Here is a 20062-nt window from a genome sequence, read left to right on the forward strand (position 1 = left end):
TCTTACTGATAGCTGAAGTTGCTCCACTCATCGTTGTCCACAAGAGCGAAGTAGGTCTTGCCCCGGTTCAGGGTCATCTCTTCGCCCGCGTCGGTGTAGAGCCGGATGGGATGGGTGGGATGACCCTTCTCCCAGCGGCCCATTTGAACGCCGCCGCTGGTGAAGAGATAGGCCTGTCCACCCTCGACGTACTGGACTTCCTGCACATCGTGGGAGTCGCCTGCGTAGGCGGCGATGTTGGCAAAGCAGATCACGACGTTCGCGAAGGTCAGCGGCTTGCCGGTCAGCTCGTCCACCGCAGCCTCGAATTTCTTGGTGCGGCTGCTGTACATGGACATCTTATAGTTCCGGTTCCAGCTGTTGTAGGCAAAGCTCGTCTTATAGCTGGCCGAATGGGTGATGAGGATGCTCCGGGCCGAGGGCGCGTCGGCCAGGTCGTTCACGGCATCGGTGCGGTAGTCGGCAAAGCGGAAGAAGGTGCCCTCGTACGGATAGGTCAGGCCGATGCCGGCGTCAGCAGCCGCCTGCCTGATCTCCTTGGCCGAGGTGAACTCCGTGTGCTCGTAGGCGACGTTCTCATTCCGCTTGATGCGGTGGGCCACATGCGGATGGACCGGCGTGTTGAAGTAATTTTTGCCGCCGATGTTCAGGCCGGAGTAGTTGTACACGTGGATGAACTGGGTGCAGAAGATGCTCTCGCCGTCGTGGTAGTACAGTGCATTCCAGGGCATGAGCAGCTGCAGGAACTGGTCGCGGCCGGAGCGGATGGGGCCGATCTCCGGGATGCTGTTCACATTGGAATAGAGCACGCAGAAGCGGGTGATGCCGCCCTCGACCTTGCTTTCAATGAGCAGGTCGGCAGAACCGATGCCGCGCTGCGGGCGGGCGTTCTGCCGCTCGGAATTGCAGATGTTGTTGACCATGACGCCCACGATGCGGCCGTCGGTGCTGCGGGCCTCGCCGGTCAGCGGGTCGGCATCGTAGGCGGGCAGCGTGCTGCCCGCGGCCTCCGGCTGTTCGACGCCCGGCAGCGAGGACGCCGCCAGCTCAGACGATGCAGCGGCCTCGCTGGACGCCGCCGAAGAGGCTGCCGAAGACGCAGCCGAGGAGCTGGCCGAAGAGGCGTCAGACGAAGGCACGCGCAGCACCTTTTTCAGCCAGCCGGGCAGGCAGCCGCCAAGACTTGCATTCCCGGTGGGGGCGCAGCCGGTCAGGGTCAGCCAGGCCGCAGTCAGACCTGTGTAACGAAGTACGGACCGTCGAGAAATTTTCATCAGAAAAAGACCTCCTATCGCAGCGGCCTGTGTGCGGCCTGTGGGCGCACGGTACGGCCGGGACCATCGTGAACGATACTTGATTTGATTGTACTGATTCTTACCGGATTTGTAAAGGGAAAGTTTGCGTCCGGCACGGCCCATTTTTGTGAAAGAAAGTTTTTTGCCGCGAAGCCTTGCTTTTTGGCCGCAGTTGTGGTAATATTATACGGCAATATTTCTGATATTGTACAAATACAGTATGCGCTCGTAGCTCAGCCGGTAGAGCATCTGACTTTTAATCAGAGGGCCAGGGATTCGAGTTCCCTCGAGCGCACCAAAATCCCACGAAGAATCGCAAGATTCCTCGTGGGATTTTCCGTTTTCTGGGGTTCTGCACACCTTTGCACACTTTTTGCACACCGGCGGGAAAGCCGTGTTTTTCCTTGCATTGTCTGCATCCTGTGCATCGTGAGCGTTTTTTCCATACTTTTTTCAGGCGAACAGCAGGCGGGTGAACTCACGCCGCTGCTCGGGGTTCATCTGTCGGACAACTTTCAGCATCCCTTCCGGGGTGATCTGGATGCTGTCCGGCAGATTTTCTTTTACCGGCACAGAGCCGGATTTGGGGGAACCGATGTCCTGTGAATAGAAGTCTGCTTCCAGCTTCTCAGCCAGCTCCAACCGGGGCTTGTCCTGCGTGTGGGCGTAGGTGTCCATCAGGATGCCGGTGGTGGCGTGACCGGTGTTGCCCTGCACGGCTTTAATGTTGCCGCCGGATTCGATCAACTGGTAAGTAGCACTGGAGTGGCGCAGACCGTGGAACACGATCTTCTCAAACTCCGGGTGCTCCGCACGCCAAGTGCGGTACCATTTAGAAAGGGCTTCCGGGGCAACAGGCATACCGTTGGGCAAGCGGAAAAGCTGGCCACAGTTGCGATACCTGCCATCCATGGCAAGCTCGTCCTGCCGGAGCTTTTCCAGCCAAGCCAGCAACTCTTCCTTCAAGGGTCTCGTCAGATAAAGGGTGCGGCTGGATTTCTTGGTTTTCGGCTTCTTCAGCACCAGTGCGGAGCTGCTGCCCTCACGCTGGTCGGGGAAGATGTGGTAGATCTGATTCGGGTCGGTCTTTTCCAGTGCAGCCTTTTCGGTGCGCTGTAAGCTCCTGCCAACCGTGATGGTCCCACGTCCATCCGCTGCATCGAAGTCGATGTCTCCCGGCTGCAAGCCAAGGATCTCTCCGACACGCAGCGAGAGGATCATGCTCAGATGAACAGCAAGGTGGAGCGTAGGGTCGGTCATGGTCTGCAACGCAGCAAGCATGGTCTTTTCGTCCCAGATGGCACGTTCCTCCGAGGTCGATTTCGGGGCTTCTCTCGGAATCGGTGACTTGAGGAGCAGACCCCACTCAACGGCATAGGAAAAAGCAGTCTTGAGCATGGCATGGACTTCCCGGATGGAAGCACCCGTCAGAAACTGCCGCTTCTGTTTGTCGGTGAGCGTTTGCTTGACACCCTGCTTATACAGTCCGCGCGGTGTCCGGCTCAAAGTGGCGTAGAACTGTTCAAGGTCATACGTCTGAACCTTCTGAATCTGCTTCTTGCCGAGATAGGGCACGACAAGATTCTGGATCATGGCTACCGTGTGGGTGTAGGTTTTGGGTGCCCACTTGTGCTTGCTGGACTGGATGGGAAGCCACTTGTACAGCATTTCCGCTACCGTCATTGCATCGGGTATGAGGAACGTACCGTCCAAGAGTTCTTTCTCTACCGAGATCTTGCGGTCTTGTGCTTCCTTCTTGGTTTTGAAGCTCTCCCAGCCTTCACAGATCCGGCCAGCATGGTCTTTGTATTTGAAACGAACGGAGTAGGAATCTCCGCGCCTGAGAATAGATGCCATAGATGTTCCCTCCCTCAGACCGCTGCAAACCAATCGTCAAAGCTCTGCTTGCTTACCCGGATGCTGGTACCGAGGCGGATCACCTTGAAGTCTTTCGTGGTGTTGCACAGATTGTACGCAGCACGGTTGGAGATCGCCAACATTTGGGCAATCTCCTCCACCCGGTAGACAAGCGGGGCGTGTCGGACGGTTTTGCTGGTCTGGTCAGAAGGTTCTACGGCAGGGGTTTCGGACAATTTCATTGTAGAGGATTCGGGCACGATTTTCAAGTCCTCACGGGTCAGTTTAGCGGAATTTTTGCGGACATTCGTCATAGGCATGTCTCCTTTGCACTTCTCCAGACCCGGCGCAGCTCCGGTTGAGCTGCACCCTTGTGGGCCGGTAAATATGTAAGGGTCTGCCGCTCCTGACCCGAAGCAGCAGCCCAAAAAAGTGCGAGAACTTGAATTTACGCGCCCCACGCGCCCCAAACCACACAAAAGTACCTTCCTGTGTGGCTTTTACAGGGCGCATGGCTGGGATGGACGCGCCCTTTTGGGGCGCATCTTGCCTTCTCTCCCGCCCCGCATCCGCCCGGAAAGGGTAGATACGCGCCCGGAGAAAACAGCGATAACAAGTAGAAACTGCTGATTTGGGGCGCGTGGGGCGGGAGATTTTCACTTTTCGTGTGTTTTATGCCGCAGCAAAGGCGGGGTGGACGCATACGCCCCGGAAGCCGCGGTACTTTCCCTCGATGTGCTTGGAGAAGGTCAGGCCATACTTCCCCGCATTTTTCAGCAGGAACTGGCTGAACTTCTTTTGCGGAACAGGTGATTCCAGATTATCCTCGCACCACTTGGTGTAGGCGCGGTAGAGATAGGTGGAGCGTTCCTCGGTGTCGGGCTTGAAGCGAACATACGCCGTTGCCTGCATGAACTGGGTCAGGTTGTCGCTGTCCGCCATGGCTGCTTCGAGGTTCTGGATGGAGCGCTCGCTGATGGTAAACTGATAGCGGTTCGCCAGCAGACGGTGCAGCCCCTCCAGCATCCACAGCAGGATGCCGGGACGCTCCTCGGACAGCTCTTCGATGAGGAAGGGGTTATCCACCCGGGCAGGGTCGCGGTCTTTCACCGCCACCAAAATCTGTCTGCGCCAGAAGCCGTCGCTGTCATCGTGAGCAGCCACAAGGTTGCCATTGCCGAAGCAGATGAAACGAACGTACAGCAGACCTTGCACAGCCTGCTTATTCTTCCGCTCGATGCACAAACGGTCTTCAGCGGTGACGATGGACTTGATGTTCCGTGTTTCGGGCAAAGCCACCATGTTCAGATCGTCATCGACCATGACCAGCTTATACTCCAGATTTGCACTGGCAAAGCGGTTCGTTTCGATGCGGAGGATGGATTCGGAGTGAGAGGCTTCCCCGAACAGCTTCTTCAGCAGCAAGCCGATGCGGGATTTTCCCTCGCCGCCCTTGCCGGTCATGACCAGCATCTTCTGCGCCTTGGTAGACGGGATCAGAAGATAGCCGAGATATTCCTGCAAGGTCAGAATGTCCTCCGGGATCAGCAGACCGTCCAGAAATTCCAGCCACTTGGTCGGTGCAGGGGCATCGGGCTGGTATTCCACGGGGAGCCGGTTCAGGCAGAGTTCCTTTTCCGGCACAAAGCCCCGTTCGTCCAGAAAGTAGGTTCCGTTCTGGAGATGGATGCGGTCAAGCTGGGGTTTCCATTCAGGGGTATAGGTTTCGATACGGAGTGCGTCCAGAACCTGCTTCTCCTTCTTGGCAAGGTTGTCGAGCACAAAGTCACGGAGATCGCTGTGGACTTCGTAGAGCAGTGCGTCCTCGTCTACCTCGCCGTTCTGGTCGAACAGCTTCTGTTTCAGGCACATCATGGGGTGCTTCTCTAAAAGGTACTGGCAGTAAGCGGTTTCACGCACTTTGCCCTTGCTGTCTACCCAAGGGCATTCGCATTCTTCCTCTTCTTCCAGTTCGTCCTCATCACGCCAATCTTCGTTCCTCTTTTTCCAGTCGCTCATGCAATCCCTCCCAATACTTCCGTAGCTCGTTTTCGGTCTGCGGGTCCGGGAGCACCGAACAGTCCAGATAATATTCAACGATGTCAAGGTTCTTTATCGCTTCAAGGAAGCAGGGGTGAAGTCCTTCTGTGGGTGACTGCGGTGCGTATCGGACCCGCCAACGCTGCAGACAGCGGTAATAGTCCAGCAGCTGCTGCCGGACGGTGGGCGGTCTGCGGGGAGCAAGCCGCACCTTGCCGTCGGCAAGTGCCATGCCGAAGTCCTCCTTCAACTTTTCCACAGCCTTGTAGGGAGAAAGTTGAAAAAGTCTGCCGACAAAATCGATCACATCGCCATCTGCCTGACAGGCGAAACAGTGGAAACGGCTGTCCACCTTCATGCTGGGGTGGTTATCCCCGTGGAAGGGACAGCACATCATACCGTTCCGGTTTACGGCGAAGCCGTACAGCTCCGCCGCCTGCCGGGTCGAGATGGCGCTTTTTACGTCCGAAAAGACAGAGGTGCTACCCTCCGTCCCCATGGGTGGGGTACAGGCGAAAGGACGAAGCCCGGTGAGGGGCGTGGGTGAGGTTGGGGGTGTTCACACATCGATCTGTCAGAGTGTTGTTCATTTGACCTCCTGCTGCGGTACGGCGTGGCTGCGCTCCTCCTTGCGGAAGAAGGCTTCCACGTTCTGTTGTGCGGTGCGGAGTTCACGCAGCTCGATCTGCGCTTTCTTGTAGCGGGTGTAGAACCCGTTTTTCTCCGAGGACAGGGCTGCGTATTCGGCATCCAGCTTCTTGAGGTCCGGCAGCGTCCTGAACCCGTTGGCCTTGAAATAGGCGCAAGCGGCCTCGTACACAGCAAGCTCTGCACGGTGCTGCTCCCGGAACGCTGCGGGGTTCCGCAGCGTGGTCAGCTTCTGTGCAAGAGGCTTGTACTGCCGATAAACCACAAGATGCCCGCGCAGTTCCTTGAAGGAGTCCATGCGGGCATCCATGTCTTTGACCACCGCCAGTGCATCGTCGTGCTGGGTTTGCAGTTCGGCAATGCGCTGGTGCAGGGCATCTTCGCTGGTGAGACCTTTCTCCTGTAACAGGATGAGGGTCTGCGACCAGCGTTTGAGGTTGAACTTTTTCGCCCAACGCTCATAGCCGATGCCCTTGCCCGCAGCAACGTTCCCCTGAATGTCAACCAGTTTCCTGATCTTATCCGGCTTCTTCTCGCTGCTGGGTTGGATGATGGCGGTAAGCTGGATGTTCTGGGAGAGGGCGGTCAGCACCTGCTCTTTTTCCAGCTTCTTGCTCAGTTTCTTGGCGGTGATGAACTTTGTCCGGCCGGGCAGGCAGTAGCTCAACCGGCCTCGGCTCTCCTTCACGGCGATGCCGTGTTCCTGCATGAGCAATGCAGAAAATTCCTCGAAGGTGGTGGTCTTGTTCAGCACAGCGTAAATCTGCTTTCGCAGCTTGTCCAGCTCGGTCTGGTAGACGGTCTGGGTGGGCTGCTGCCCTTCGGCGGCAAGTTTGGCGTTGGCATGGTCGAGGCGGCGTTGTCCGCGCCGCTGCGCCCAATACTCGCGCTCCGAAACATGGTCGCCTTGGGCTTCCAGCAGGTTGATCTGGTTCAGGTCGGCTTGCTCGCACATCTCCATGACTGCGACACGGAGGTGCCGGAGCATGGCAGAAGTGCAGCGGTGCTTCTTGCCCGCTTCCCAGTCGCACGGCTTGTCCATGAAGGGCTGCCGTTCCACGGTGCGGACACGCAAGCTGCCGATGACGATGTGGACGTGGATGTTTCCCGCACTGTTGTGCCCATCCGGGTGGGCGCAGACGATGGCGGGATGACCGGGGAAGTTTTCCTTGCAGAACTGCAAGCCAAGGGCTTGCGCCCGCTCCATGGTCAGGCCGTTCTCTACTGCGTCCTTCGGGTCGAAGCTGATGATATAATGGTGGGTCTTCACGTCCTCCCGCCTGCCGTTCTTGCCGTACTTGCGATTGGCGATCAGGCAGGCCATAGCAAACGAGGATTCGCCGCACTCAAGGGTGTCGAGCAGGTACGAATCCCGCAGCTTGGGTCTGCCCTTCTCGTCCAGAATGGGCAGACCGGTGTACTCGTTGTGCTGAAAGGTGAGATAGCTTTCGGCGGCGGCATAGTTAGAGTTTTTCGAGCTCAAATGCTTGATGGTTGCCATACAGTTCACCAACCGTTTCTTCGGCTTTCAGCCGAAAGTTCGTGAGTGCGGACAGTTCCTCCAGTATTTGCGCCCGGAGCTGCTCGGTGTCTTTGCCGCCGGAGTTGAAGTGCCGTGCAAGCTGGTTGAGGTTGCTGCCTACCTTGCTGCACTGGGCAGACAAGGCGGCAAGCGCCGCCAGTGCATCCTCGCCGCCCTGCGCCACCACAACGGTGTGCTTGACGTTCACGCCGTACAGGACGCGGCGGACGAGTTCGGATTGGGTGAGGTGGAGTTCTTTGCAGGCGTATGCGATCCGCAGCTTTTCTTCTGCGGTCACTCTGACTTTGATGATGTGTGTCTTTCGTTTTCGCGGCGTGTCATTGCGGTTCTTCTTTGCGTGTACGTTCGGACTTTTCATTTCAGCCATATTCGACCTCCTGTGAAAATGATAAATGCCCGCTCCGGGATGGAGAGGGCTATGTAATGCGACACGCCGCTTTTGCGCTGAAACCAGCGCAATGCTGGAGCAGGGTTTGGGGAAGGCACTCCCCAACAAGTGACAGACCATGTGACAGAACATTTTCAAGCATTGAAAATTTGTGGCCACAGGTCGATACTTGCTTTCGCCCTTTCCGTGCAACACTGAAAATTTCAGAAGTCGAACCGCAATGCACGTTGAAAATTTTGCAGAGCAAAACGTGTGAAAAGGCAAAGCCCCTGCTCATGGTCACCGTTCACACCGAACGCAGTTCCTACCCCTGTTTTGCAGCGGCGTTGTCCGGCTCGCCCACACAAAGTGTGAGGTCATGGCGCAGTATCTCGTTCAGACGGCTTATGAAGAATTCAAGGTGCAGCTTCCCAAAAGAAAAATACCGCCCTGCAAGACAGGCGAAAAATTTTGTCGGGTGAAACGGCGGCAAAACAAATCGGGTGTGTTGCGGGGCGGTAAAAATCTTCATGGGGAATAAACCCTCACCGTTCTGTACTTTTCTACAAATTTGGTGGGATTTGCGATAGAGGGTATCATGGATTGCAGAGCACGTCAAGATGATTTTGTAAATTTTATTGCAGTAAAGCAGTGATAGTAGGACTTATTATTTGAAGCAACATAAAATTCAGCAGTTCTGCGATTGATACCATTCATTGAAATAGCGGTTGCTTTCCTCTTCATTGTGAACCCATTTTTTTGATGATTTGAAGGCATTGAACGGAGGACTGTATCCTCTCAGCGGCGTGATTTCCTGCACGTCTTTGACATTCCGATGCTGGATAATTTCAAACTCACTGCGCTCTGGAAGATATGCAATCACCTTGTCGGCGTGAATTGTTCCTTGATATACATGGCAGGAGCAGCGGTAAAAAAGTTCACTGCGGTGTGCAAACCATTCAGCAACATCGTAAGAGAGCGACCATGAAATAGAAAGCGGTGCGCGCTCAATGCTGCCGATGCCGCCGCGATATACGGTAAACATCTCAATGTCTCTTACGCTCTCCGGCAGAGCATCGCGCCAGTTGTCAGGACGAATGATTTTGGCTCGGCGGACATACTTCCGAATGATGGGAGAATGGTCGCCGTGACTGTAATAATGTTGTAAGGCGTACCGACATTTGATTTCAAGAGGCATCAGATGTTCGCATTTGTACAGCAGGTTTTCCATCATCTTGGCATCGTAGAAGGAATATTTTTCAAAGGTTTGCCAATCTTGGTCATGGGCAGCTTGGACAGCCTCTTGGAATCTGGCGTTGAGAAACAAATTGTCTCGATAGATCACGCTTCGGGTCGCCTCCTTGTCATGGTTTGGTGAAAGGTTTGCAGTTCCTGTCCCATAAAAGAAAAGAACCGCCCTGCAAGTCAAGCGAAAAATTTTGTCGGGTGAAACGGCGGCAAAACAAATCGGGTGTGTTGCGGGGCGGTAAAAATCTTCATGGGGAATAAATCCTCGCCGTTCTGTACTTTTCTGAAAGTCCGCGTTTGCGTAGCAATGAAAGCCCCAGTGGGGCTTTTAAGCGGCAGAGCGGTCTTGCGCAAGCAAGATGGAGGGGCATTGCCCCGACAAGCTCGGTGGGATTTGCGATAGAGGGTATCATGGAATGCAGGGCGCGTCAAGATGGTTTTGCAAAATTTATTGTTGTAAAGCAGTGATAGTAGGACTTATCATCTAAAACTGCGCAGAAATCAGCTATTCTGCGAATGCCGCCGCTGGTTTTATGGGCGTGTCAAAAGGGCTGCTGTACGACGGCTTTTTTCTTTGCCGTCGTCCGGCAGTTGAAACAATACTGTTTATTTGATTTCCAATGAAATGGTTAGTGTATCATTTTCAATTTTAGCGAACACATTGCCGCCGAGCTTGTCAGTTAATAGTTTTACCACAGCAAGCCCCACTCCTGTACCGCTATTATGCCTTGATTTGTCCCCGGTATAAAATCTTTCAAATAGTCGGTTTGGGTCTATTTCCACCTTACTATCAATGGGATTTTCAATGATAAAAATAGCACTCTTTTCTTTGCCTTGCTTCAAATCAATTTTAATCGAGCCAGAGGAATATCGAATAGCATTTATAATAAGATTTTGAAAAATACGTTCTACCATACCATAGTCCGAATGGAGATAAACGGAATGATCTGGCAGACCAATTACAGGAGATATGCCTTTTGCTTCCAATGCTGGGGCGTTCTCTGTGATAAGATTTATCAGCAAATTTGTTAAGTTGAAATCTTCACGCACAGGAGTTACTTCTTTTGCGTCTATTACAGAAAGATCGTAAAAGGTTTGTATCAGCTCTTTCATTCTTTCTGCTTTATTATAAATGGTTTCTATACGCTGTGTTTGACCTGCTGATAAATTCTCCTTTTTTAATAATTGTAAATGGCCAAGTATTACCGTCAGAGGGGTACGCAAGTCATGTGAAATATTAGCAATGGACTCTTTCAAATACATTTCGTGCCGTAATGTGCTTGCAATGGACTGTCTTTGCTTTTCATTATACTGGTTTAATACTGCGGCCAGTTGTTCTATATCTTTATCAACAAGAGAGATGTCCAGCATCTTTTCCGATTTTCCAGTTGTAAGATCGGTCATTTGTTTCGATAGGTTACGGATTTGTCTTTTGATTTGCACATATTTGAAAAGCACTACTATCAAGACTGCGATAACTAAAATTAACAACAGCTTTATTCCAGACACCTCCCTCCTTGTTATTTGATTTCACATTTGCGAAAGCTAATCCATGAAAAGGTTATCAAAGCAACTATCCAAACAACGCCAACTAAAATGGCCCATGGCAAAAAATAGGTCACAGAAAAAACCGCTTCCCGTATCTGATAGGTTGCCAAAAATGCAACAGGAAGATCGAACATCATTCCATACCCAAGATAAAGGCTAAGAACAAAAGTGACTAAAGCGGTAACAGCTATTGCTCTTGCAGAGCTTCTTAACCAAAAAACAATCCAGATTGCAATAAGAAAAGTCGCACTGTTCAAAAGCAGCGAATATAAAATCGCCTTACTGACCTGATAACAAAGGTTGCCTGCTTCGGTAATACCAAAGCGGACACTTTCTCTTATACAACCAGCCACAGGATAAACAAGAGCCATGATATTAAATGCAATTAAGTATGAGATTACTTTAGCAAAGAAAATGGTTTTTCTCGAATGTCCTGCATTGACCTCAAGATCAATCGTCCGACTGGAAAATTCCTGCCCTAAAATCAGAGCTAAAATACTGGATATAATAATCAGGAGAAAGGTTGAATCGTAAACCATTCCATTAAAAATATCTGCGAGGGATGTAGCAGCCCCACCCATAGGCCCCATAGCTTCCGGGACATAAGTATCTGCGGTAAAAAAACCAATCAAAAATATCCCTATTAAACCGCACCAATAAAAGATATTATGTGATAATTGATATTTTTCCATTTTCAGTAAGTTGTTCATTCCCACACCTCCTTGTTATTTCAAATCCGAGCGTCGGAACCACAGATAAGTACCTAAGCATAATGCCAGTACCCATAAAAAATCTGAAAATATGAATTGCCCGCCGGATATGTTGGATTGTTGCAATGCCATAAGCCGAAGCTGGCCCATAGGCAATATTTGTGAGATAAGCTGCGCTTGATCTCCATTCATCAAAAAGACCATTAAGAAAAAGAGTACCATCGGCACAGCCATACTCTTTCCTATATCACGGAAAATGAAGGCAAAGAAAAAAGGTAATAGGCACATTGCAAATTGCGAAGCAATCACCATTACAACTATGCCGATGCTTGCCAATGCTCCTTTAGTGACAAACGTACCAATTATGCTATGTAACAACAGTGGAAAAGACAGGATAACCATGCAGGCGATTTGATGAACTACCAGCTTCGCAAATAGTATCTTTCCGCGTCGATGTCCGGCATTGATATATGATTGTAATGTTCTTCTGCCAAAATCATTTCCAACAAACAGGGCAGAAAAGATGATTGTGAGGAAATATAGGATTGGCATATTGTATATCGAAGCAAAGAAAAGGTTGGATGTTTCCCCAACGCTATCCAGTAACAACACACTACTTAAAAGGAGATTAAACAATCCTATCCCCCAAAAATACCAGCTATGGAACAGCTTATAAAATTCAGCTTTTAGGAGATTTGACATTTCCTGTCCCTCCTATTTTGCTTAAAAAGTAATCTTCTAATGTATCACCGGCCACAGAAAGACCTGTAACGAGAATATGTGCATCTGACAAAGCAGCAGCCACTTTTTCCATATCATCGAGATAATCATATAGGCGAATCATGCCATCTGGCATCAGCTTAAAACTATCTGTGTGTAGCGTTTCTTCCAAAACGATCAGAGCTTTTTGTGGATCAGTTGCCTTTATTGCGATATGCCGTTTGCAACGATCATTTAGTTCTCGATCTGATATTTCTTCGATAATTTTGCCTTTGTCTATTAAAATAAACTCCGATGCTGTCTGATACAGTTCCTCTAAGATATGGCTGGATACCAATATCGTCATTCCGTATTCCTTATTCAAGGACTTTAGCAAATTACGAATTTCCACAATTCCAGCAGGATCAAGCCCATTGATCGGTTCATCCAAAATAAGAAATTCTGGTGTATTTAATAGTGCGATTGCAATACCCAATCGCTGTCGCATCCCCAGCGAAAAATTACGGACAGCTTTTTTCCCGGTATCTTTCAGACCTACCATGTCTAAAGTTTTTTGGATAACTGCTTTGTCAGGGATACCACGTTGGATACGCTGTATCTCCATATTTTGATAAGCGGTCATTGTCGGAAAAAGCGCAGGTGTTTCGATCATGCAACCGATCCGCTTTCTCTGTTCCTGCAATTCCTTTTCGACGGTTTTCCCCCACAACGATAAGGTGCCGCTTGTCGGAAACGCTAATCCTGTAACCAATCTCAAAAAGGTGGTCTTTCCTGCTCCATTTTGGCCTATGAAGCCATAAATTTTCCCTTTTTCAATTTTCAAATCAATATGATCTAAGGCAACTGTGTGCCGGTATTCTTTTGTTAAGTCATGTGCTTCCAAAATAACAGAACTCATGTTGTCATCCTCCTTTACATTTTAGTGTAAGGGGAAATCATAAAGAATTTCTTAATTTCTATTTGGAAACCATAAAAAAAGCATAAAGCCAAGAGCTTACCCCTCGGCTTTATGCAAACGGTATCCAATGCCCCACACAGTATCTATAAACTCTTTATCCGGGCAAATGGCTTTCATCTTGTTTCGCAAGTTGCTAATATGGACATTCAAGGTGTTGTCCTCGCTGATATACTCTGTATTCCAAACACTTTGAAACAAATTCGCCTTTGAGAAGATCTTGTCCGGGTATTTCATAAGCAATTCCAGTATAGCAAATTCTTTCGCAGTTAAAGGTAACTCCGCCCCTTGTAGCATAGCTCTGTTGCCGTCTAAATCTAAAACCAAATCATTGCACTTCAAAGATGACGGCGTGCTGTTTTGAAATTGAATCCGGCGTAAGTTGCTTTCAATTCTGGCGAGAACTTCTTCCATATCGAAAGGTTTTGTAATGTAATCATCCGCACCAAGCCGCAACAAATCAATCTTGTTCTGTGTTGTTTCCTTTGCTGAAATTACTATGACAGGAACCGTTGAGAATTTACGAATATCCGCAAGTATAGTATCACCACTCCGATAAGGCAGCATTATATCAAGCAGAATAAGATCAATCTGATGTTCTTGTATGCAGTCTAACACATGAAGCCCATCATACTGACAAAGCACCTCATATCCATTTCCCTGTAAAAAATCAGCCAGCAATTTGCTGATCTCTAAATCATCCTCAACAATCAAAATTTTCATGTTGTTCTATGTTCACCTGCCTTATGTCAGCATTGCACTACACTTTTTATCTCTAATAGATTTAATTATATTTCCTTTCAGGAGAGAATACAAAGCGTAAAATATGAATTATTAGATGTTAGAAGAACACATTTCTATTGCTGGGTACACTGGAAATATGAAACCAAAAGCCAGCAAAAGCCCCTCCTGTCTACGCATTTAGTTGGCAAAAAGCCCACGGAAATCAAGGCTTTTCGGCGTTGGTCGGTGGGTGGCAGAATGATTTACCCAATCCCCGCCGAAACAGGCTTTGAAATGCGTAGGAAAATCTTTCCACCGATGGTTTTCCTGCCGGTTCTATGGTATCGCTTTCGGGTTTTATCGCTGCCCGCCAGCCTCAAGCCCCTACGTCTTGCATCAAATCGGATTTTAGGTGTCAGTCACACCAGCGGAATGACGTCCGCTGTCCTATTTACAGTATATTCGATTTGCGCTCAAATGGCAATGGCCTTTCCTATCAATCTTCCAGTCTGCCGTGGTCGCAGCCGAGAGAAAGATAACGCTCCATCCCTCCACCCAGCACCATCTGAGCATACTCCAAGGGCTTATTATACAGCAGCCAGTCCAGCTCTGCCCGCTGTGCCGGGGTGCTGCCGTACTCATCCTCGACGGCGATGCAGTCGATGGCAAGGGTGGTGTATGACGTTCGCAAACGTAGCAATGGCCAACCCCCTTTAGCATATAATATGATTGAGTGCTTTTAAATTTAAGCGCTTGAACTTACGTCCTTTTGTGGTATAATAAAGCTAGAGGATAGCGGCATTGACCAGCTATCGGTGGCGATGAAGCAGTGGACTGGTTCGGTATCAGCCGATTGTGGAGCCAGACCGTGGGTTGAGCGTGAACCACAAGCCGAATAGATTCGATGAATCGAAAGAAAACGCTTAATAGGAGCCTTGCCTTTCGGCAGGGCTTCTATTTTTTTGAGGGAAGGTGAAAATGTGCAGGACGAACAGCAGGATATTTTGTATCGGGCAGCAGAAGTCTGGAAAGAACTGACCGAGTACCACTATGTTTTCACCTACGGCTATAAGGGTGAACTGCACGAGATCAAGCTGACATTTTCACCAGAGGACTTCCCTCACCTTGCTGGGTTTCACTACCTGAAAGACATCGCCTTGCCCCGGTATAGTCCACGCAAGACGGTTGATATGATTCTATCCGGCAAGATCACCTACGACAAGGTAAAGAAGGGCACACTCTATCAGGAGTATATGAAACCGCGTCTGCTGGCACTGGTGCGGTTGAAAGAAATACTGGAACAGGAGTTCGATTTGTTCTCCTATATGCCCCAGTTTTATCCGTTCGTGACCAAAATCAAAGCGGATTACCTGATTTCCAGCCGAATCGAACCAACTGCTTTTGTGTTCATCATCCGGGAATCTCCCTCCGGCAATGCGGTATGTGACTTTCTGTGTTGTTCTGCTTTTGAAGAAAGCGGCCGTGACTACCGTGCAAACCAACGTTCTCGAACGCTCCTGAAGAAAGAGCGTGTACATATCGAAACACAAGACACGGTGGTTCTGTATGACCGTTTGCCGAAAAATCTCGATTAACAAAACGATGCCCACTCACTCATGGAAAAACCATGGGCGGGTGGGCATCACTTGTTACCCTTCTGTCGGAGCAGAAATGGTAGGTTGTCCATTTGGCATAAAATGATAGATGGGACAAGATTCAAAGAACTTCTGTGATTCTTCAGGTAGCTTATCAAAGTGAATTTTAGCCGCAACAGGATTATCTAATAGTAGATATGCACCAACGTAAATAGACTCATTGTCTTGGGCTGCTTCAATAAGAGAAAGAATTTCGGCTTGTTCAGTCGAAGTCAATGTGCGAGAGCGTTTGACGGACTGAAGATAGTTGAGAATAGCAATCGGATGCTCTGTATATGGATCAGAATCCTTAATCCAAAGCGCGAGGGTAGTCGCAGTGGATAGTAGCTCAATGCGACTATTTTTACTTTCATCGTATGCTTTAAGCATTTCAAGAAGAAGTGCATTAAGCGAATGAGAATAATCTTTGGAAAAAGGAACATGCTGAACGGCATCAAGTAACGCATTATAGTCGATATTGCAGTACTTCAACATTGCGTCCTTATTTAACATGACGAAGTGAGTGGATGGATATTCTTTATCATTTTTGTCAAACTCGCGATATATCAGTGGTACATAGTTAAAATCATAGATGTTATGGTATTCACTATTTTCTTCAGTCGGAACAACCCATAAAAGAAGTTCTAGATTAGCAATATGGCAGCTTCGAAGAAGCGATTGGCTTGAACACATCTTGATTGGTTCTTTGTCGATTAGTGCAGCTCTCAAGATGCTAAGATTAGTATTGTCTGTGACAGAAAGGGAAGAACAGTCGAGGTCGGCTGTTGCATGAACTGCCTCTAGCGTCTTTTTCACATCTAGAAGAAAGGAAAGCTTTTTTTGAAGTGTAGGAAGATTGGCACAATCAGCTTCACTGAAAGCGATTTTTCCACCATTGATTTCATAGTGATGGGCAGAAAGGGCAGCAACCATAAACTCTGCATCTTTGATACGCTCTGATAGTGTTCCGGATAAAGTAAAATTGAATTTTGTAGGCAAGGATTGCGCTGTACTGAAACTCATCTGTATTCCCTTACCAAAACGAATGACCGTAGATGATTTAGAACGTGTGACAGTATAACTCTCAAAATAAACTTTAGAATCAATGCTGATAGGAGCATCTCGTGTAAACGAAAATAACTCAATACAGTCAAGATGAGCAATGGGCAGTTCGACTTTTTGAGGGAGAACAGCATAAATGTAAGTTTCGTGGTCAAAAAAATAATCAAGGGGCAAATCGTAATGTTTTGCTGCACTAGTAGAATAGCCTAGAGAAATAGTGTTGGTGGGTAAGTCTGAATCGAAGGATAAGAGCGCGCTATTGATAGCGGCGCGTTGCCTATTCATGTGATGCGCGAAATTAAGGAAGATATCATCGATATCTTCTTTTTTGGTCGGAAAAACTTTTAATTCAATGCTTTTGCATTTAGAGAAATCTCCTTTATAGTCCTTGAGCATTTTTTTGAGGTCGAACGGAAGAAGTCCAACATAGTATATAGTATAATGCTCATCTTCCTTATCGAAATACACGACAAAAAAGATGGTTCCTCCAACATAAAGATAGTTTCTTAAATCAGAATATTGGATAGAATACTTTATGCTCTTTTTCTTTAGATTTGGTTTAATATGACCTTTGACCTGAACAGGTACTTTTAAAATCAAGTCAGCTTTTGCATGAACGTGGCCGGACTTTTTATAGACTTCTACATCTCCATCCCATGAGGGCTCTTTATCATTGGAATTGATGTGAGAAACCAAGTGACCCGCTTTGCTTATGGCAAGTTCAACATGATTTGTAGCAATCTTTTCAGAATCCATATTAGACCTCCAGATAAGGTGATTGCAGAAATATGCATGAGAGTGCAGTTTCTTGTTTGTACTGATTATACACCTAAAATCAGAAAAATTAACAAAACATCTGAAAAATCTTGAAATTGTGATAGTCTTGACAAAAACTGAATTTATGGAAGATAATGGAATAGGTCTGCTATCGGTAGCGAGTTGAGCAGAAATAAAAGGGGCATCTACAACACCGTGGTGCTGTCCGATGCCCCTTGTGACTGATTTTATCGTTGTCCGCCAACCTCAGGCTCCTATGTCCTGCATCGCTTTCGGGTTTTATCGCTGCCCGCCAGCCTCAAGCCCTTACGTCTTGCATCAGATCGGATTTTAGGTGTCAGCCACACCAGCGGAATGACGTCCGCTCTCCTGTTTATAGTATATTCGATTGGTACTCAAATGGCAATGGCCTTTCGAAGTAATCAATCTTCCAGTCTGCCGTGGTCGCAGCCGAGGGAAAGATAATGCTCCATCCCTCCACCCAGCACAAGCTGAGCGTACGCCAAGGGCTTATTATACAGCAGCCAGTCCAGTTCTGCCCGCTGCGCCGGGGTGTTGCCGCACTCGTCCTCCACGGCGATGCAGTCGATGGCAAGGGTGGTGCCATCCTCGAACCGGGTTTCCACCCGGTTGGTGTCCATGTTGAATCGGCAGGAAAGCAGTTTGTTCATTGTGAACCTCATTTCTATATCAAACGGTGTCTGTTCGGATGTCCTAAACCCTGCCATAAAACCGGTGGTTGATTTGTCCATTGGGCTTTGTTTTGCCCGTCTGCACATTTTTGCACACTTTTTGCACACCTGAATAGCTGGATAACGGTTGCAAAGTATTACACTGTGTGCAAATAATGCGGTGTGCGCAAAGGCGTGTTTTGCGATGACACGATAAAAATATCGTTTCTTCGAACTTTTGAAATTTGACGAATGATGCACCTTGGATTCTTTTAATCAGAGGGCCAGGGATTCGAGTTCCCTCGAGCGCACCAAAATCCCACGAAGAATCGCAAGATTCCTCGTGGGATTTTCCTTTTTCTGGATGCTTGCACACCTTTGCACACTTTTTGCACACCGGTGGGATGATATGTACCCCTAATACTGGACACACAGTATTAGGGGTACATATCAGTAAGATCGCAGTGAGCGGGGGCGCTTTTTTGTGAATAGGAGGTCGATTTTATCGCAAATCAAATACAGACTATGGGTATATAAGGGTCAGCACGCGGGAACAGCATGAAGCGCGCAATATGCCTGTGAGCAGCTTTTATTATGACGGAAAATTTTAAGATCTCGGAGGTTGATGAAATCTTCGATGTCCACTCTGTAAAAATTTCCATAAAACGCCAAAAAGCCTTCGGATAAGTCATACCCATACAAGAAAGTTTGAACTTTTCGTGAATTTTCTGTGTTTCGTCCATGGACAGGTGGGAACGGTTCTGCTACAATGGGTGCTGTTCGTTCCGCCGGTTCCCACGCGGCTGTTTTTATTTTTGCTATAACACAGGAGGAACTTTCATGTTAGAAAAGATCTTTCGCCTGAAAGAAAACCACACCGATGTCAAGACCGAACTCATGGCGGGTGTCACCACCTTTATGACGATGGCCTACATCCTTGCGGTCAATCCCAGCATCCTGTCCGCTTCGGGCATGGATGCCAATGCGGTCCTGATCGCAACTTCGCTGGCATCTTTCATCGGCACTGCCCTGATGGCTCTGCTGGCCAACTATCCGTTCGCTCTGGCTCCCGGCATGGGCCTGAACGCCTACTTCTCCTACACGGTCGTCCTGACCATGGGTTACAGCTGGCAGCTGGCCCTGATGGCCGTTTTTGTGGAGGGCATCATCTTCATCGTGCTGAGCCTGACCAATGTGCGTGAGGCCATCTTCAATGCCATCCCCATGACCCTGAAGAGCGCTGTCAGCGTGGGCATCGGCCTGTTCGTTGCTTTCGTCGGCCTTCAGAACGCAAAGCTGATCGTGAACAGCGATTCCACCCTTGTCACCTATCAGCACTTTAAGGGTGAGACCTTCCACAGCATCGGCGTGGGTGCGATCCTCACTCTGGTGGGCGTGCTTATCACCGCCGTCCTGCTAGTCAAAAAAGTCAAGGGCGGCATCCTGTACGGCATCCTCATCACCTGGGTGCTGGGCATCCTCTGCGAGCTGACCGGTATCTACATCCCCAACCCCGATGCCGGCATGTACAGTGTCATCCCCACCAGCTTCATCAGCTTCGATTTCTCTGCTCTGGGCAAGACCTTTGGTCAGGTGTTCAAGACCGATTTCTCCGGCGTGGGCATCCTGAACTTCTTCGCCGTTATGTTCTCCTTCCTCTTCGTTGACCTGTTTGATACCCTGGGCACCCTGATCGGTGTTGCTTCCAAGGCCGACATGCTGGATGAGGAGGGCAAGCTGCCCAATATCAAGGGCGCGCTGATGGCCGACTCCATCGCCACCTGCGCCGGTGCCGTGCTGGGCACCTCCACCACCACCACCTTCGTCGAGAGCGCTTCCGGCGTGACCGAGGGCGGCCGCACCGGCCTGACCTCCATGACCACCGGTGTGCTGTTCCTGCTGGCTGTGGTGTTCAGCCCCCTGTTCCTGACCATCCCCAGCTTTGCGACCGCTCCGGCCCTGATCATCGTTGGCTTCTACATGATGGGTTCTGCCCTGAAGATCGAGTTCGACGATCCTGCTGAGGGCATTCCTGCGTTCCTGACCATCCTGGCAATGCCCACTGCATACAGCATCTCTGAGGGCATCGCCATTGGTGTCATCTCCTGGACCCTGCTGAATGTCATCACCGGCAAGGCCAAGGAGAAGAAGATCAGCCCCCTGATGTATGTGCTGACCATTCTGTTCATCCTGAAATACATCCTGCTGTAACAGGTATTTGCGGCAAACAGAAAGCCCCGGCTCCGGCCGGGGCTTTCGTGCGT

At 49.4% G+C, this 20062-nt stretch carries 19 protein-coding genes and 1 tRNA gene; 3 read left to right on the top strand and 17 right to left on the bottom strand.

Annotated features, from left to right (window positions below; translation table 11 throughout):
- Positions 1 to 2: 2 nt before the first annotated feature.
- The gene (locus DWY95_RS12180; RefSeq protein ID WP_187116985.1) at positions 3 to 1274 is read right to left on the bottom strand and encodes a DUF3048 domain-containing protein; all 1272 of its coding nucleotides are present in this window, start codon (positions 1272 to 1274) and stop codon (positions 3 to 5) included.
- A gap of 243 nt (positions 1275 to 1517) precedes the next feature.
- Here DWY95_RS12180 and DWY95_RS12185 point away from each other — a divergent pair.
- Positions 1518 to 1593, top strand: a tRNA-Lys gene (locus DWY95_RS12185).
- 155 nt (positions 1594 to 1748) lie between these two features.
- Here the strand turns inward: DWY95_RS12185 and DWY95_RS12190 are convergent.
- The 14 genes from DWY95_RS12190 to DWY95_RS12260 all read right to left on the bottom strand — a co-directional run bounded on the left by DWY95_RS12190 (position 1749) and on the right by DWY95_RS12260 (position 14384).
- On the bottom strand, positions 1749 to 3152 hold the full coding sequence (locus DWY95_RS12190; protein WP_117530134.1) for a site-specific integrase: 1404 nt from the start codon (positions 3150 to 3152) through the stop codon (positions 1749 to 1751).
- 14 nt (positions 3153 to 3166) lie between these two features.
- Entirely contained in the window at positions 3167 to 3472 is a 306-nt protein-coding gene (locus DWY95_RS12195; protein WP_117530135.1) for a helix-turn-helix domain-containing protein, read from the bottom strand.
- A gap of 352 nt (positions 3473 to 3824) precedes the next feature.
- Positions 3825 to 5171, bottom strand: a complete 1347-nt coding sequence (locus DWY95_RS12200; protein WP_118553708.1) for a phage/plasmid primase, P4 family — start codon at positions 5169 to 5171, stop codon at positions 3825 to 3827.
- A complete protein-coding gene (locus tag DWY95_RS12205; protein ID WP_242994766.1) occupies positions 5134 to 5691 on the bottom strand; it encodes a CHC2 zinc finger domain-containing protein in 558 nt (185 codons plus the stop codon). The genes DWY95_RS12200 and DWY95_RS12205 overlap by 38 nt, the downstream gene beginning before the upstream one ends.
- Positions 5692 to 5778: 87 nt before the next feature.
- Positions 5779 to 7341, bottom strand: a complete 1563-nt coding sequence (locus DWY95_RS12210) for a relaxase/mobilization nuclease domain-containing protein (protein ID WP_118553709.1) — start codon at positions 7339 to 7341, stop codon at positions 5779 to 5781.
- Positions 7304 to 7750, bottom strand: coding sequence for a plasmid mobilization relaxosome protein MobC (gene mobC, locus DWY95_RS12215; RefSeq protein ID WP_118553710.1), 447 nt, complete (start codon positions 7748 to 7750; stop codon positions 7304 to 7306). Before mobC ends, DWY95_RS12210 begins: the two co-directional genes overlap by 38 nt.
- A gap of 325 nt (positions 7751 to 8075) precedes the next feature.
- A complete protein-coding gene (locus DWY95_RS17115; RefSeq protein WP_158577562.1) occupies positions 8076 to 8282 on the bottom strand; it encodes a hypothetical protein in 207 nt (68 codons plus the stop codon).
- Between the two features lie 156 nt (positions 8283 to 8438).
- Entirely contained in the window at positions 8439 to 9095 is a 657-nt protein-coding gene (locus tag DWY95_RS12225) for a hypothetical protein (RefSeq protein ID WP_117506297.1), read from the bottom strand.
- A gap of 509 nt (positions 9096 to 9604) precedes the next feature.
- On the bottom strand, positions 9605 to 10507 hold the full coding sequence (locus DWY95_RS12235; RefSeq protein ID WP_117506296.1) for a HAMP domain-containing sensor histidine kinase: 903 nt from the start codon (positions 10505 to 10507) through the stop codon (positions 9605 to 9607).
- 11 nt (positions 10508 to 10518) lie between these two features.
- On the bottom strand, positions 10519 to 11256 hold the full coding sequence (locus tag DWY95_RS12240; protein WP_117506295.1) for an ABC transporter permease: 738 nt from the start codon (positions 11254 to 11256) through the stop codon (positions 10519 to 10521).
- Between the two features lie 15 nt (positions 11257 to 11271).
- Positions 11272 to 11958 (bottom strand): ABC transporter permease, encoded by a 687-nt coding sequence (locus tag DWY95_RS12245; RefSeq protein ID WP_117506294.1) that lies wholly within the window; start codon positions 11956 to 11958, stop codon positions 11272 to 11274.
- A complete protein-coding gene (locus DWY95_RS12250; RefSeq protein ID WP_117506293.1) occupies positions 11936 to 12874 on the bottom strand; it encodes an ATP-binding cassette domain-containing protein in 939 nt (312 codons plus the stop codon). Before DWY95_RS12250 ends, DWY95_RS12245 begins: the two co-directional genes overlap by 23 nt.
- 96 nt (positions 12875 to 12970) lie before the next feature.
- Positions 12971 to 13654: a response regulator transcription factor gene (locus tag DWY95_RS12255; protein ID WP_055267786.1), complete on the bottom strand. Its 684-nt coding sequence runs from the start codon at positions 13652 to 13654 to the stop codon at positions 12971 to 12973.
- Positions 13655 to 14150: 496 nt separating this feature from the next.
- The gene (locus DWY95_RS12260; RefSeq protein WP_117530265.1) at positions 14151 to 14384 is read right to left on the bottom strand and encodes a DUF6061 family protein; all 234 of its coding nucleotides are present in this window, start codon (positions 14382 to 14384) and stop codon (positions 14151 to 14153) included.
- Between the two features lie 250 nt (positions 14385 to 14634).
- On the opposite strand from DWY95_RS12260, the gene DWY95_RS12265 reads away from it, so the two are divergent.
- Positions 14635 to 15249 carry a PBECR4 domain-containing protein gene (locus DWY95_RS12265; protein ID WP_242994737.1) on the top strand — a complete coding sequence of 205 codons (615 nt, stop codon included), beginning with the start codon at positions 14635 to 14637 and terminating at the stop codon, positions 15247 to 15249.
- Positions 15250 to 15303: 54 nt separating this feature from the next.
- Here the strand turns inward: DWY95_RS12265 and DWY95_RS12270 are convergent, their stop codons facing one another.
- Positions 15304 to 17106: a DUF4365 domain-containing protein gene (locus DWY95_RS12270; protein ID WP_117530267.1), complete on the bottom strand. Its 1803-nt coding sequence runs from the start codon at positions 17104 to 17106 to the stop codon at positions 15304 to 15306.
- A gap of 443 nt (positions 17107 to 17549) precedes the next feature.
- The gene (locus DWY95_RS12275) at positions 17550 to 17798 is read right to left on the bottom strand and encodes a DUF6061 family protein (protein WP_117530269.1); all 249 of its coding nucleotides are present in this window, start codon (positions 17796 to 17798) and stop codon (positions 17550 to 17552) included.
- 840 nt (positions 17799 to 18638) lie between these two features.
- On the opposite strand from DWY95_RS12275, the gene DWY95_RS12280 reads away from it, so the two are divergent.
- Complete coding sequence (locus DWY95_RS12280; protein ID WP_118553711.1) at positions 18639 to 20009, top strand: NCS2 family permease; 1371 nt, start codon at positions 18639 to 18641, stop codon at positions 20007 to 20009.
- Positions 20010 to 20062 lie beyond the last annotated feature (53 nt).

The organism is Faecalibacterium sp. AF28-13AC (genome assembly GCF_003478405.1).
GTDB lineage: Bacteria > Bacillota > Clostridia > Oscillospirales > Ruminococcaceae > Faecalibacterium > Faecalibacterium prausnitzii_E.

Bases quoted from the DNA above. Each gene is read 5' to 3' on its own strand.
- DWY95_RS17115 (WP_158577562.1), bottom strand. From the start codon at position 8,282: ATGAAGATTTTTACCGCCCCGCAACACACCCGATTTGTTTTGCCGCCG.
- DWY95_RS12240 (WP_117506295.1), bottom strand. From the start codon at position 11,256: ATGAACAACTTACTGAAAATGGAAAAATATCAATTATCACATAATATC.
- mobC (WP_118553710.1), bottom strand. From the start codon at position 7,750: ATGGCTGAAATGAAAAGTCCGAACGTACACGCAAAGAAGAACCGCAAT.
- DWY95_RS12190 (WP_117530134.1), bottom strand. From the start codon at position 3,152: ATGGCATCTATTCTCAGGCGCGGAGATTCCTACTCCGTTCGTTTCAAA.
- DWY95_RS12280 (WP_118553711.1), top strand. From the start codon at position 18,639: ATGTTAGAAAAGATCTTTCGCCTGAAAGAAAACCACACCGATGTCAAG.
- DWY95_RS12180 (WP_187116985.1), bottom strand. From the start codon at position 1,274: ATGAAAATTTCTCGACGGTCCGTACTTCGTTACACAGGTCTGACTGCG.
- DWY95_RS12210 (WP_118553709.1), bottom strand. From the start codon at position 7,341: ATGGCAACCATCAAGCATTTGAGCTCGAAAAACTCTAACTATGCCGCC.
- DWY95_RS12270 (WP_117530267.1), bottom strand. From the start codon at position 17,106: ATGGATTCTGAAAAGATTGCTACAAATCATGTTGAACTTGCCATAAGC.
- DWY95_RS12245 (WP_117506294.1), bottom strand. From the start codon at position 11,958: ATGTCAAATCTCCTAAAAGCTGAATTTTATAAGCTGTTCCATAGCTGG.
- DWY95_RS12275 (WP_117530269.1), bottom strand. From the start codon at position 17,798: ATGAACAAACTGCTTTCCTGCCGATTCAACATGGACACCAACCGGGTG.
- DWY95_RS12205 (WP_242994766.1), bottom strand. From the start codon at position 5,691: ATGGGGACGGAGGGTAGCACCTCTGTCTTTTCGGACGTAAAAAGCGCC.
- DWY95_RS12195 (WP_117530135.1), bottom strand. From the start codon at position 3,472: ATGCCTATGACGAATGTCCGCAAAAATTCCGCTAAACTGACCCGTGAG.
- DWY95_RS12250 (WP_117506293.1), bottom strand. From the start codon at position 12,874: ATGAGTTCTGTTATTTTGGAAGCACATGACTTAACAAAAGAATACCGG.
- DWY95_RS12200 (WP_118553708.1), bottom strand. From the start codon at position 5,171: ATGAGCGACTGGAAAAAGAGGAACGAAGATTGGCGTGATGAGGACGAA.
- DWY95_RS12255 (WP_055267786.1), bottom strand. From the start codon at position 13,654: ATGAAAATTTTGATTGTTGAGGATGATTTAGAGATCAGCAAATTGCTG.